General features: G+C 76.3%; 9 protein-coding genes. 5 read left to right on the forward strand and 4 right to left on the reverse strand.

Annotated features, from left to right (window positions below; translation table 11 throughout):
* Together Q7L73_RS24695 and Q7L73_RS24700 are read left to right on the forward strand one after the other, a co-directional pair.
* The gene (locus Q7L73_RS24695; RefSeq protein ID WP_304692879.1) at positions 1 to 1,278 is read left to right on the forward strand and encodes a hydroxymethylglutaryl-CoA reductase, degradative; all 1,278 of its coding nucleotides are present in this window, start codon (positions 1 to 3) and stop codon (positions 1,276 to 1,278) included.
* The gene (locus Q7L73_RS24700; RefSeq protein WP_304692881.1) at positions 1,275 to 2,225 is read left to right on the forward strand and encodes a hydroxymethylglutaryl-CoA lyase; all 951 of its coding nucleotides are present in this window, start codon (positions 1,275 to 1,277) and stop codon (positions 2,223 to 2,225) included. Before Q7L73_RS24695 ends, Q7L73_RS24700 begins: the two co-directional genes overlap by 4 nt.
* Positions 2,226 to 2,298: 73 nt before the next feature.
* On the opposite strand, the gene Q7L73_RS24705 is transcribed toward Q7L73_RS24700, so the two are convergent.
* Complete coding sequence (locus tag Q7L73_RS24705) at positions 2,299 to 5,823, reverse strand: glycosyl hydrolase (protein WP_304692883.1); 3,525 nt, start codon at positions 5,821 to 5,823, stop codon at positions 2,299 to 2,301.
* Positions 5,824 to 5,950: 127 nt separating this feature from the next.
* Here Q7L73_RS24705 and Q7L73_RS24710 point away from each other — a divergent pair, with 127 nt between their 5' ends.
* On the forward strand, positions 5,951 to 6,859 hold the full coding sequence (locus tag Q7L73_RS24710; RefSeq protein WP_304692884.1) for a LysR family transcriptional regulator: 909 nt from the start codon (positions 5,951 to 5,953) through the stop codon (positions 6,857 to 6,859).
* 30 nt (positions 6,860 to 6,889) lie between these two features.
* Here the strand turns inward: Q7L73_RS24710 and Q7L73_RS24715 are convergent, their stop codons facing one another.
* Complete coding sequence (locus Q7L73_RS24715; protein ID WP_304692885.1) at positions 6,890 to 8,020, reverse strand: hypothetical protein; 1,131 nt, start codon at positions 8,018 to 8,020, stop codon at positions 6,890 to 6,892.
* A gap of 219 nt (positions 8,021 to 8,239) precedes the next feature.
* Here Q7L73_RS24715 and Q7L73_RS24720 point away from each other — a divergent pair, with 219 nt between their 5' ends.
* Positions 8,240 to 9,052: a universal stress protein gene (locus Q7L73_RS24720; protein ID WP_304692886.1), complete on the forward strand. Its 813-nt coding sequence runs from the start codon at positions 8,240 to 8,242 to the stop codon at positions 9,050 to 9,052.
* Between the two features lie 42 nt (positions 9,053 to 9,094).
* Here the strand turns inward: Q7L73_RS24720 and Q7L73_RS24725 are convergent, their stop codons facing one another.
* Positions 9,095 to 10,639: an acyl-CoA carboxylase subunit beta gene (locus Q7L73_RS24725; RefSeq protein ID WP_304692888.1), complete on the reverse strand. Its 1,545-nt coding sequence runs from the start codon at positions 10,637 to 10,639 to the stop codon at positions 9,095 to 9,097.
* A 97-nt stretch (positions 10,640 to 10,736) separates the two neighbouring features.
* Here Q7L73_RS24725 and Q7L73_RS24730 point away from each other — a divergent pair, with 97 nt between their 5' ends.
* Complete coding sequence (locus Q7L73_RS24730) at positions 10,737 to 11,249, forward strand: cupin domain-containing protein (protein WP_304692890.1); 513 nt, start codon at positions 10,737 to 10,739, stop codon at positions 11,247 to 11,249.
* Positions 11,250 to 11,310: 61 nt separating this feature from the next.
* Here Q7L73_RS24730 and Q7L73_RS24735 read toward each other — a convergent pair.
* Positions 11,311 to 13,048: helix-turn-helix transcriptional regulator (locus tag Q7L73_RS24735; RefSeq protein WP_304715694.1), on the reverse strand; the 1,738-nt coding region annotated here is incomplete at its 5' end.

A 13,048-nucleotide genomic window follows, 5' to 3' on the forward strand; every position in this document is an offset into this window, starting at 1 on the left:
ATGTCCGTGAACAGCCGGCTGCCCGGCTTCTACAAGCTGACGCCCGACGAGCGCCTGGAGACGGCGGCGAGAGCCGCCGGGGTCGCGGAGTCGGAGCTGGAGGCGCTGCGCGCGCCGCTGCCCGAGATCCTGCCGATCGCCGACGGGATGGTCGAGAACGCCGTCGGCGTGATCTCGCTGCCGCTCGGGATCGGCGCGAACTTCCGCGTCAACGGGCGCGATCGCGTCGTGCCGATGGCGACCGAGGAGCCGTCGGTGATCGCCGCCGCCAGCAACCTCGCGCAGGTCGCGCGCGAGCGCGGCGGCTTCCACTGCTCGACGAGCGCGCCGCTGATGATCGCGCAGGTGCAGGTGCTCGACGTGGCCGACCCGCATGCCGCCAAGCTGCGGCTGCTGGAGCACCGCGACGAGCTGCTCGCCGCCGCCGACGAGCAGGATCCGGTGCTCGTCAGCTACGGCGGCGGGGCGCGCGAGATCGAGGTGCGGGTCGTCGCCGGGGAGGCGACGACGCACGTCGTGCTGCACCTCGTCGTCGACGTCGGCGACGCGATGGGCGCCAACGCCGTCAACACGATGGCGGAGGCGCTGGCGCCGCGGATCGCCGAGATCGCGCGCGGGCGCGTGCTGCTGCGGATCCTCTCCAACAAGGCCGACAAGCGGCTCGCGCGGGCGCGCGCGGTCTTCGACGCCGGCAAGCTCGGCGGGCCGGACGTGGTGCGCGGGATCGTCGACGCCTACCGGCTCGCGGCCGACGACTCCTACCGCGCCGCGACGCACAACAAGGGCGTGATGAACGGGATCAGCGCCGTCGTGCTGGCGACCGGCAACGACACGCGCGCGGTCGAGGCCGGCTGTCACAGCCACGCCGTGCGCGACGGCCGCTACACGACGCTCTCGCACATGGAGGTCGACGCCGACGGCAACCTCGTCGGCACGCTGGAGGTGCCGATGCCGGTCGGCCTCGTCGGCGGCGCGACGAAGACCCACCCGACGGCGCGCGCGGCGGTGAGGCTGCTCGGCGTCGAGACGGCCGCGGAGCTGGCCGAGATCGTCGTCGCGGTCGGCCTGGCGCAGAACGTCGGCGCGCTGCGGGCGCTCGCGACCGAGGGCATCCAGCGCGGCCACATGACGCTCCACGCCCGCAACGTCGCAATCGCCGCGGGCGCGTCGCCGGCGGAGGTCGACCACGTCGTCGCGCGGCTGGTCGAGGCCGGCGCGGTGCGCCAGGACCGCGCGGAGGCAGCGCTGGCGGAGCTGCGGGCAGGGGCGCCCGCGTGAGCGGGGTCGGACCCGGCGCCGCGTCCCCAGGCGCCGGGTCCGGCCCGTGGCGGCTGCCGCCCGCGGTGACGATCCGCGACGTGGGCCCGCGCGACGGGCTGCAGGTCGAGCAGCCGCTGCCGCCGGAGACGCGGGTCGCGCTGACCCGCGCGCTGGCGGCGGCCGGCCTGCGCGAGATCGAGGTCGCGGCGTTCGTCTCGCCGCGCGCGGTCCCCGCGATGGCCGGCGCGGCCGAGCTGATCGCCGAGCTGGGCTCGCTGCCCGGCGTCGTGCGGACCGCGCTGGTGCCGAACGAGCGCGGCGCCCGCGACGCGCTCGCGGCCGGCGTCGACGCGCTGACGGTGACGGTCTCGGCCTCGGAGCGGTACAGCCTCCGCAACACGCGGATGGGGCGGGCGCAGGCGCTCGCGGGGCTGGCGCCGATCTGCGCGGCGGCGGCCGCGCGCGGCGACGGCGTGCCGGTCGACGTGGTGATCTCGTGCGCCTTCGGCTCGCCGTACGAGGGCGAGATCGCGCACGCGGAGGTCGAGCTGTGCCGCGACGCCGCGGTCGCCGCCGGCGCCGCGCGCGTCACCCTCGCCGACACGACCGGGATGGCGACCCCGCCGCGCGTCGCGGCGCTGGTCCAGCGGCTCGGCGGCGAGATCGGCGTCCACTTCCACGAGACCCGCGGCACCGGCCTGCTGAACGCATGGGCTGCGGTCGCGTGCGGCGTGACGCGGCTCGACAGCTCGCTCGGCGGCCTCGGCGGCTCCCCGTTCGCGTCCGGCGCCGCCGGCAACGTCGCGACCGAGGAGCTGGTGCTCGTGCTGGAGGACGCCGGCGTCGCGACCGGCATCGACCTCGATCGCCTCCTGCGCGCCAGCGCCCTGCTCGCGCAGGCCGTCGGCCGCGAGCTCCCGAGCGCCGTCGCCCGCAGCGGCCCGCGCCTGCCGCCCGCGCGCTGACGCCGCCCGCGCTGACGCCGCCCGCGCTGACGTCGCCGCGCGGGCGGCGGCATCAGCGGCGGGTGCGGCGGCCTCAGCGTCTGGCGACCACCCGGAAGCTCGCGCGCAGCGGGGCCGAGCGGTTGCCGGCGGGGTCGGTCGCGACGAGCGTGACGCGGTAGGCGCCGAGCGCGGCGCGGCGGCTCTGCGCCCGCGTCAGCAGCGCGACCCGGTTGGCGCCGGCTCTGCCGCTGACCGTGGCGGAGCGGAGCGTCTTCCAGACGACGCAGCGGGCGCCTCTGCGCGGCGCCTTCGCGCCGGTCAGACAGCGTCTGCCCGCTCTGCGGCCGTCGAGCCTGCGTGCGACGACGAGCCGCACGCGCGCCCGCTCGGAGAGGCGGAAGCGGACGCTCGCGGCGCCGCCGCGGCGCAGCGTCCGCGTGCTCGCGGCGACGCCGCTCAGGCGCGGCTTGACGCGATCGGGCGCGGGCGCTCTCGGCGTGCCCGGGTCCAGCGGCGGTCTCGGCTGGCCCGGGTCGAGGGGCGGCTGCGGCTGCTCGCCGCTCGGCGCGAGCGCGATCTCGGCCTCGCCGTAGGGCGTCAGCACGACCGGGCCGAGCAGGCCGTACGCCTGGCGGGCTCTGCCGCCGATCCCGGTGCCGGGCGCGACGCGGACGGCGTTGAACAGCGTCGAGGCGACGCGCACCTCGATCGTGTTGGCGCCGGCGCGCAGCGCGCTGGAGACGTCGATCCGCGACGTGTCCTGCGGGTCGACCGGCGCCATCGGCGTGCCGTTGACGGTCACGACCGCGGTGTCGACGACGGCGCCGAGGTCGAGCCAGGCGCCGTGGCCGCCGCTCCAGCTCGCCGGCAGCGCGACGGTCGTCGTGTAGACGCCGGTGCCGGAGACGTCCTGCAGCGGCGCGAGCGCGCTCCAGGCCGGCAGTCTGCCGTCCTCGCCGGCGCTGAGGGCGAGCGGCGCGAGCGTCGTTCTGACGGTGTCGCCCGGCAGCCCGCTGGCGCCCGGCGTCCAGCTCTGCGCCGTCAGGCTCCAGTCGCGCAGCGTCCGCGCGGCGGGGACGTCGGTCAGCGCGCTGGCGACGGTGCGGCCGTCGCTGAGCGTCGTCGTGACCGTCCGCGCGCTCGTGCTGCGGACGCGCAGCACGCCGGGCGCGCCCGGCGCCAGCGCGTCGGCGTCGCTCGCGGTCGCGTGGACGGCGTCGGCGGCGCGCGCGGCGCCGACGGCGGCCGGGTCGTCGCTGAGCGCGATCACGGTCGCGTTCAGCGGCGCCAGTCTGACGTCGACGGTGACGCCGCCGGCGGTCCGCTGGTACTGCGCGATCGGCGTCGTCTGGCCGCTCCAGGTGTCGAGCAGGTACGGCGTGCCGCTGCCCTCCAGCGTGACGCGGTCGGCGAGCGCCGCTCTGCTGGTGTTGTAGAGGTAGTAGAGGTCGCCGTCGGCCGTCTGCCGGCGGACGCTCAGCAGCGCCGCCGCGCCGCTGGCGCGGGCGGCCGAGGCGCGCACGCCGAGCCGCTCCAGCGCCGCCGGGACCTCGTCCACGGAGGCGGCGCGCGTGACGCTCGGCAGCGCCAGCAGCTGGTCGACGACCGCGCTCAGGCGGGCGTCGTCGCCGACCGTGTCGCGGCCGGGGATCGTCTGCGGCAGCGCCCCGGCGAGCACGACCGGCAGGCCGGCGCGGGCCAGCTCGCGCAGCCTGCGGGCGACGTCGAGCGGGAGCGTGCGCTGGTCGAGCAGCAGCAGCGCCTTGGAGGCGGTCCTGCCCGGGAACAGCCGCCCGTCGCGGAACACCGCGTCGTCGCGACGCAGGTACTCGGGCGACAGGTAGCTGTTGGTGAAGCCGGCCCGCTGCAGCGCGTTGCCGTTTCTGAGCAGGCCGTCCGGGGTCGCGAACTGCTGCCAGTAGACCGACACGTCGAAGCGCGGCTTGCCCTGGCGCAGCGCCAGCTGCAGGCGGCCGACGTGGTCGTTGACGGTGCGGACGTCGCCGGCTGCCCACTGCGGCATGCGCGGGCCGAACGACTCGGCGAAGCCGTTGGCGCCGGAGAAGGAGAAGCCCGGCCACAGCGCGCGCGGGCCGTAGCCCTGCGGCGCGGTCAGGTAGGGGAAGCCGTGCCAGACGATCTGCGTCGCCCCGCCCGCCAGCTCCTGGTAGACCTGCCACAGCTCGTTGCCGGCGCCGGTTCCGCCCATCGTCGTCGACCACGCTCTGTTGAAGTCGGCGCAGCACTCGGTCGAGGCGATCTGCGCGTCGCCGAGCTGGGCGCCGACGATCGAGGTCTTGAAGCGCTCGATCGGGTCGGCGGTGCCGAAGAAGGCGGAGAAGCCGAACGACTCGCCCTCGGGCACGTCGCTTCTGCTGGAGGCGTAGACGGTGTCGATCGGCTCGCCGTAGGACTGCGTGCGGGTCGTCATCCCGCGCTCGCGCGCCCAGCGGTGGAAGGTGCCCATCCGCTTGTCGACGTAGAGGTCGCTGAACGTCTGCTTGTAGTCGGTGCGGATGCGCTCCCCGAGGCCGCCGGGGAAGTCCCAGAAGGGCGCGTCGGTGCCCTCGCGGCCGATCCCGGCCAGCGCCGGCAGCGACGTCGCCGGGTCGTAGCCGCGGCGGTCGCGCCACTCCTCGGCGAAGCGCCAGGTCCACTTCGTCGTCGTGTCGAGCTCGAGCGAGTCCTCGAAGAACTCGGCGCCGCCGTCGAGCTGGTCGATCAGCTGGCGCACCTGCGCGGTCAGCAGGTGCTCGTCCCAGTAGTCGGTCGTCAGTCTCGCGCCGGCGACCGAGAGGTGGTCGGGCGTGTAGCCGTTGCCGCTGGGCAGCAGGTCGACGACGGTGCCGCCGAAGCCTCTGTTCTGGCCCGAGGCGGTCTGCCGCAGGACGATCAGCTGCCAGCTGCCGCCGTCGTCCGGGGCGGTCCAGGCGAGCTCGCCGCCGCTGCCGACCTGTCTCGTCAGGTCGACGACGGAGTCGGGGTCGAGCATCCGCGCGCCGCTGGCCTGGCTCGTGCAGGTCGCCTCGACGCATCTGGCGGCGAGCACGGCGACGAGCGTCGTGCCGGCGCCGGCGGGCGGCGCCGGTCTGTTCGCGCTCGGCAGCGCGCCGCTGCGCGCCTCGCCGGCGTCGAGGTCCTCGTAGGCGTAGACGAGCTGCTGCTGGATGCGGCGGTCGTCGATGTCGAAGACGCCGGGGACGGCGGCCGGCCACAGCGGGCCGACGGTCATCGCGAACGAGAGGTCGTTGTCGCGCGCGCCCTCCAGCATCGCGCGCGTCTTCTGCTCCCACGTCGGCGTGCCCCAGCCCCATCTCTGCAGCACCGGGTCGCCGGCTCTGACGCCGTCGATCGCGAACGCGACGACCTCGGCGCCGCCCGCGCCGCCCGCCTTCATCTGCCGCAGCTCGGCGCGCAGCTCGTCGTCGTCGGTCGCCGCCAGCGGCTGCCACCAGCGGTACTTCGGGCGCACGCTCTGGGGCGGGTCGGCGAGGTTGGGTGCAAGCGCCGGGGTCGCCGCGGTCGACGGCGCCGCGGCGAGCGCCGGCGCGGTCTGCGCGACCATGCCGACGACGATCGCCGCGCCGAGCGCGACGACCTTGCGGGGGTCGTTCATCGAGTCTCCTCCTCAACTGCTGCTGCTGCGCCGAGCTGGGTTCGCTCGACACCGTGTGGAGTGACTTTATGTTCGCTTTCGGTTACTTTCTAGCGGTCGCGAGTGTTGGTAACCATCAAGGAGAGTGATGGACCTCCGTCAGCTGCGCTACTTCGTCACGATCGCCGACGAGGGAAGCTTCACGGCCGCCGCCGACCGGCTCGGCGTGCGCCAGTCGGCCGCCTCGGCCGCCGTCCGCCGGCTGGAGGAGACGCTCGGCAGCCCGCTGTTCGAGCGCACCTCGCACTCGCTCGCGCTGACCGACGCCGGCCGCGCGCTGCTGCCGCAGGCGCGCCGCACGCTGGAGGCGGCCGAGGAGGCGCGCGCCGCCGTCGAGGCGGTCACCGGCGGGCTCGCCGGGACGGTGCGGATGGGCACGGTCGAGTTCACCAACGGGCTCGACGTCGCCGCCGCGCTGCGCGCCTTCCGCAGCGCCAACCCGCGCGTCGGCGTCGCGCTGACGCACGTCGGCGACGGCGCCACCCAGCTCGTCTACGACGTCCGCGACGGCCGCCTCGACCTCGCCCTCGGCGGCCTGATCGGCGCGCCGCCGGCCGGCGTCGAGGCGACCGTGCTGTGGGAGTCGCCGATGCGCGTCGCGCTGCCGCGCGACCACGTCGCCGCGACCGCGACGGCGCCGCTGCACCTCGGCGAGCTGCGCGGCGAGACCGCGATCGCCTACGACGCCGGCGGCCCGTCGGCCGGCGTCGGCGGCGCGCTGCTGGCCGACGCCGGCCTCGACGTCGCCTACCAGCTCAACTGGCTGCCGACCGCGCTGGAGATGGTCCGCGACGGCGCCGGCGTGATGCTCGCCGCCGCGACCGCGACGCACTGGTTCCAGGACACGATCCGCAGCGTCGCGCTCGCCGACGCCGTGCGCGTGAGACTCGTGCTCGCGCAGCCGCTCAACCGCCGGCGCAGCGCGGCCGCGCGCGCCCTCGCCGCGACGCTGCTGGCGAGCTTCCGGCCGGGCGACCCGGCCGTCGCGGCGGCGTGACCGAGGTCGCGCCGCCGCGTCAGCCGCGGGTCAGCGCGTCAGCGTCGCTCTGACGGTGTCGTTGGTCGCGCCCGACTCGGCGTAGATCACGAGCGGGATCGTCCTGCGCTTCGTCAGCGCTCTGCGGAGCTTTCTGGCGATCGCTCTGTCCGGCACCAACCGCACCAGCAGCGCGCCCTCGGCGTTGATCTCGCCGGTCGCCTCGACGATCGTGGTCGAGGAGAGGCCGAGCGCTCTGCGCTGCCCTCTCGGCACGTCGACGGTGAGCGTGACCGGGTCGGTCGCGACGCCGGTGACGAGCGCGACGCCGTCGCCCAGCTGGAACCGTCTCGTCGCCAGCGACAGGTCGATCGGCCGCAGGAACAGCGCCTGGTAGGCGGCGTCGGCCGCTCTCAGCGCGTCTCTGGCGGTGGTCAGCGCGGTTCTCGCCGCCGTCAGCGCGTCTCTCGTCGTCGTCAGCGAGGTTCTCGTGTCGGCGAGCGATCTGTCGACCGCGTCCTTCGCTCTTCTGAGGTCGGCGAGCTGCGTCTGCAGCGGCGCGGTCGCCGCCGCGACCAGCGCGTTGGCCAGCGGGGTGGAGCTGTCGGCGGCCTCGAGTCTGCCGCCGAGTCTCTCGCACTCCGCTCTCGGGTCGGTGACGGTCGCGAGGTCGACGCCGGTCGCTCTCTTGACGACCGCGATCCACGTCGCCGGGTCGTCGCCGAGGCCGGCCGAGGTCTTCTGGAACGGCACGTACGCGTACGACGGCTCTCTCGCCCCGCTCTGCCAGGCGAGGACCGTGTCCGGATCGGTCAGCGACGCGACGCCGGAGCAGGTCGCGTGCGCCTGCAGCCCCGTCTGCGCCGCCGGGTAGGCGAGCTTCTCCTGCGCCGTCATCGGCTCGCGGTACTCGCTCGGCAGCGCCGAGTAGTCGAGCACCCCGCCGGCCGCGACGCCGTTGTCCTCGACGTAGCCCAGCACCCAGCCGTCGAGCGACAGCACGTAGCGGGTCTGCGTGTTGGTGAGGCCGGCGCCGGTCGGGTCGGTCAGGAACGTGACGCCGGGGTTCCCGGTCTTCGCCTCGACGGACGTGACGCTCGGAACGGCGGATGCGGTCGCCGGCACGGCGAGCGCGAGAACGGCGAGCGCGCCGGCGGCGCGGATCGACCTGGACGGTCTCAAGCGATTCCTCCTGGTGTGGGGATGGACGGACCTGGGACGTCGGCGGAGAGCCCCCTGGCCTCGCCGATCGCCAGCAATCTACACCAAGGTGATCGGTTTTATGGCATTTAATGCTGCGAGCATCCGCCGTCGGGAGACGCCGGTTTCGGGCATAACGTCAGGTGGAGTCATCCACAGCCGACCGCGACTGGCGCGGCGACGCTGTGAAAGGAGAGCTTGATGACCAGCATGATCGTGGCCGGTGTCGACGGTCTTCGTGGTGGTCGCGACGCCGTCGCGCTCGGCGCGGCACTGGCCGCCGCCGACGATGCGGAGCTGCTGCTGACCGGCGTCTGGCAGGAGACGCTGCTGCCGCTGCCGCTGCTGATGAGCAGCGGCGAGCCGCCGTTGGAGAGAACCGAGCGGATGCTGCTGCGGACGCGCGCCGCGCAGGCGCCGCGGGCGATCACGCGCCCGCTCAGCGGCCTCTCGCCGGCGCGCGCGCTCTGCCGCGTCGCCGCGAGCGAGCACGCCGGCACGATCGCGATCGGCTCGACCGCCGCCGCGCCCGCCGGCCACGTCCGCGCCGGACGCGACGCGCAGCACGTGATCCACGACGCGCCCTGCAACGCCGCGCTCGCCGCCCGCGGCCTGCACGAGCGGCCGTTCGCGATCGGCTCGATCGTCGTCGGCGTCGACGGCGGGGCCGAGTCGGAGGCTGCCCTCGGCGTCGCCGCGCGGCTGGCGCAGGGGCTCGGCGTCGCGCTGACCGCGATCGCCGTCCACGACCCGCGGCCGCACGCGCGCGACGGCGCGGAGGGGATCGCCGAGCAGGCGCGCGAGCACGCCGGCGTCACCGCCGCCGAGGTCCGCCACGGCGATCCGGCGACCGAGCTGGCGCGCGCCGCGCAGGAGGCCGATCTGCTCGTGCTCGGCTCACGCCACGGCGGCCACGCCGCGCGCGTCACGCTCGGCCGCGTCGGCCACCGGCTGACGACCGACGCGCCCTGCTCGCTGCTGCTCGTGCCCTGCGCCGGGCCGACGCTGCACTGACGCGCGGGCGTCGCGCGGCCCGTCCTCGCGCGGCGCGCCCGCTCACCAGGTGTCGACGGTCCGCCCGCTCGCGCGCGGCGGGCCGGCGGCGGCGAGCGTGCGGGCGATCAGCGCGCGCGTCTCGGCGGGGTCGACCACGTCGTCCAGCTCGAACAGCTGGGCGGCGTTGAGCGCCTGCGCGTGCTCGTGCAGCTGGGCGGTGAGCGCGCGCACGCGCGCCTCGCGCTCGTCGTCGTCCGCGATCGCCTCCAGCTCGCGTCTGAGCGCCAGCCGGACCGCGCCCTCCAGGCCCATCGGGCCGAGCGTCGCGCCCGGCCAGGCGACCGTCAGCAGCGGCTCGTGGAGGCTGCCGAACGCCATCGCCTGGGCGCCGAGGCCGAAGGCGCGGCGCAGCACGACCGCGATCGTCGGGACGGTCAGCGCGGCGCCGGCCACCAGCAGGCGGCTGGCGCGGCGGACGAGCGCGCCGGCCTCGTGTCTGGGGCCGACCATGTAGCCGGGCGTGTCGATCAGCGACAGCAGCGGCAGGCCGAAGGCGTCGCACAGCTGCAGGAAGCGGGCGGCCTTGTCGCTCGCCTCCGCGGTCACCGTGCCGGCCATGTGCTTCGTGTTGTTGGCGATCACGCCGAGCGGCCGGCCCTCGATCCGCGCCAGCGCCGTCACCAGCTCGGGCGCGAACCGCTCCCGCAGGACGGTCGTGGAGCCGGCGTCGGCGAGCCGCTCGATCAGCGGGATCACGTCGTAGGCGCGGCGGCCGCTCTCGGGCAGCGCGTCGCGCAGCGGGCGCTGGTCGGGGGCGGTCCAGTCGCTGCGCGGGCCGCTTTCGAAGTAGCTCAGCAGCGTGCGCGTCGCCGCGACCGCCGCCGCCTCGTCGGCGACGAGCAGGTCGATCACGCCGTTGGGCGCCTGCATCGCGACCGGCCCGACCTCCTCCGGCGCGAAGCTGCCGAGCCCGCCGCCGGCGATCATCGCCGGGCCGCCCATCCCGATCGAGGCCGATTCGGTCGCGATGATCAGGTCGGCGCAGCCGGCGATCACGGCGTTGCCGGCGAAGCAGCTGCCGTTGACGATCGCGATCCGCGGGACAGTCCCCGACAGCTTCGCCCACAGCGCGAAGGCGCGCACCTGCAGCGAGCTGACGACCGGGTGGTCGCTGTCGCCCGGCCGCCCGCCGCCGCCCTCGGCGAAGAAGACGACCGGCAGCCGCATCCGCTCGATCAGCTCGAACATGCGGTCCTTCTTGAGGTGGCCGAAGACGCCCTGCGTGCCCGCCAGCACCGTGTAGTCGTAGGCGAGCACGGCCGTCGGGCGGCCGCCGACCGTCGCGGTGCCGGCGACGAGCCCGTCGGCCGGCGTGTTCGCGATCAGGTCGCCGGCCTCGCGCCGCCCGCGCTGGGCGGCGACCGCGTAGCGGCCGTACTCGACCCACGAGCCGGCGTCGATCAGGTCGGCGACGTTCTCGCGCGCGCTGCGCCCGCCGCGGCCGTGGCGCTTCTCCAGCGCGGTCGGGCGCGCCGCGTCCTCCGTCAGCAGGCGCCGGCGCAGCAGCTCGGCGAGGTCGTCGCGGATCGGCTCCTCGGTGCTCATGCGCACAGCATCGCGCCTGGCTCGGCGCGGGCGCGCCGGGAGAGCGGCGGGAGAATCGGCCCATGCGACGCCGGCGGCGCGGCGGGATCGTCGCCGCATGACCGTCGAAGAGATCCCGGCAGCCGTTCGTCCCAGGTACGCGCTGACCGCCCACGAGCAGGTGACGATCCTCTCCGCGACGCCCGAGCGGCTGCTCGCGGAGGTCCGCTACAGCGCCGGCGGAAGAGAGCCGCCGCTGCATCTGCACCCGCAGCAGGACGAGCGCTTCGAGGTGCTCTCCGGCGCGCTGCGCGTGACGCTCGACGGCCGCCTGCTGACCGTCGCGGCCGGCGAGTCGGTCGCGATCCCGCGCGGCGCCGCGCACCGGATGGCGCCGGTCGGGCCGGAGGGGGCGACGGCGCGCTGGAGCACGACGCCGGCGCTGCGGACCGAGCAGTGGTGGAGCGAGCTGGCCGCGCTGCGCGAGCGCTGCGGCGGCGACCCGCCGCTGCCCGCGCTCGCACGGCTGCTGCGGGAGTTCGACGGCGAGTTCCGGCTGGCGCTGCCGCGCTTCGTCGCGCTGCCGCCGGTGCGGCTGCTGGCGGCGCTGCCGGCGGGTCGTGGCGCCTGAGCGCCGCTCAGCCGTCGAGCGTGCTCGGCGCGTCCGGCGCGCGTCCGGCGGCGCGCGCCGCTCAGCCGTCGAGCGGCCGGCCGGCGACGAGCGCGGCCAGTTCGGCGCGCCCGCGCAGGCCGAGCTTCGCGTAGATCGCGCTGAGCAGGTTCGCGACCGTCTTGTCGGAGATGTGCAGCGCGCGGCCGATCTGCTTGTTGCCGACGCCGTCGGCGACCAGCGCCGCGATCTCGCGCTCGCGCGCCGTCAGCTCCCGCAGCCCCTCGGCGCCGGCCGCGCGGCCGACCCGGCCGCTCGCGCGGCCGCCGAGGCGGCGGATCTCGCGCGCGGCGACGTCGTGCGCGCGCTGCAGCCCGCAGGCGGTCAGCGCGTCGGCGGCCGCCTGCAGCTCGCGCAGCGCCTCGTCGCGCTCGCCGGCGTGCGCGAGCACTCGCCCGAGCACGCTGCGCGCCAGCCCGGCGTGGACCGGGCCGGCGGCGGCGCCGGCACGGGCGAGGCCGTCGCGCGCGTGGGCTACGGCGTTGTCGTCGTCGCCCTCGGCGCTCAGCACGAGCGCGCTCGCGGAGGCGGCCTTCGCGGCGGAGAGCGGCAGCCGCGTGTGCGCGGCGAGCGCTTGCGCGCGCTCGGCCCAGTGGCGCGCGGCGTCGCGGTCGCCGAGCTCCAGCGCGCTCAGCACGAGCGACTCGGCCAGCTGGCAGGTCCAGGCCGGGTCGACCCGCTCCAGCTGCGGCCCGCCGGCCGCGACCGCGTCGCGCAGCAGCCGCGCCGGGTCGACGTCGAGCGCCATGAACAGCGAGGCGTTGAGGCGGCTGATCGCGGTCAGCAGGTCCGGCTGCTGGCGCGCGACGATCCGCTGCGCCTCCGCGCCGGCGCGCTCGCCGGCGGCGCGGTCGCCCGCTCTGACGTGCAGGTGGCAGGCGACCGCGAGCGCGTGGCCGAGCAGCGCCTCGGCTCTCAGCAGCCGCGCCAGCTCGACCGCCTCAGCGACCGACTCGAGCGCGCCGTCCATGTCGCAGAGGTTCCAGCGGCTCATGCCGCGGTAGGTCACGAGCTGCGCGAGCGCGAGGTCCTGGCCGGAGCGGCGCGCGAGCGTCTCGCCGCGCGCCAGCAGCGCGTCAGCCGGCGCGAAGCGCTCGTGCGCGATCGCCATCAGCGCGAGCAGGTGGACGGTCTCCAGCGCCTCCGTCAGCTCGCCGTCGCCGACCTGCTGCAGTTCCGCGAGCGCCTGCTCGACCGCCGCGGCGGCGGCGACGTGATCGCCCTCCCAGGCGGCGAGCAGCGAGGCGCAGGCGCGCGCGGAGGCGATCTCCAGCAGCGACTCCGCCCGCTCGGCGGCGGCGAGCGCCGCCCGCACCGCCGCGCCGGCCTCGCGGTCGCTCAGCTGCACGAGGCTGAACGCCAGCCCGACCCGCAGCCGCGCCTCCTCGGCCGCCGTGCGCGCGATGCCGGCGGCGGGCGTCGGCCCCGGCTGGGCGGCGTCGGCGGGCGTCTGCGCGATGCCGGCGGCCAGTGCCCGTTCGAGGCGGGCGCGGGCGTCGTGGGCGCGGCCGCCGGCGCGCTCGATCTGCGCCAGCTGGACGACCGCCGGGACCGCCAGCGGCGAGCCGGGCGGCAGCGCGTCGTGGACGGCCAGCAGCACGTCGTGCGCCTCGGCGCTGCGGCCGCAGGCGGCGAGCGCGAGCGAGCGGCGCAGGCGCAGCTCGCGGCGGCGCTCGCCGTCGGCGGCGGGCGGCAGCAGCCGCTCGGCGGCGTCGAGCCAGCCGGCGGCGGCGTCGGGCGCGACCGCCTGCACGTCGCGC

It is taken from the genome of Conexibacter sp. CPCC 205762, assembly GCF_030646155.1.
Taxonomy (GTDB): Bacteria; Actinomycetota; Thermoleophilia; order Solirubrobacterales; family Solirubrobacteraceae; genus Conexibacter.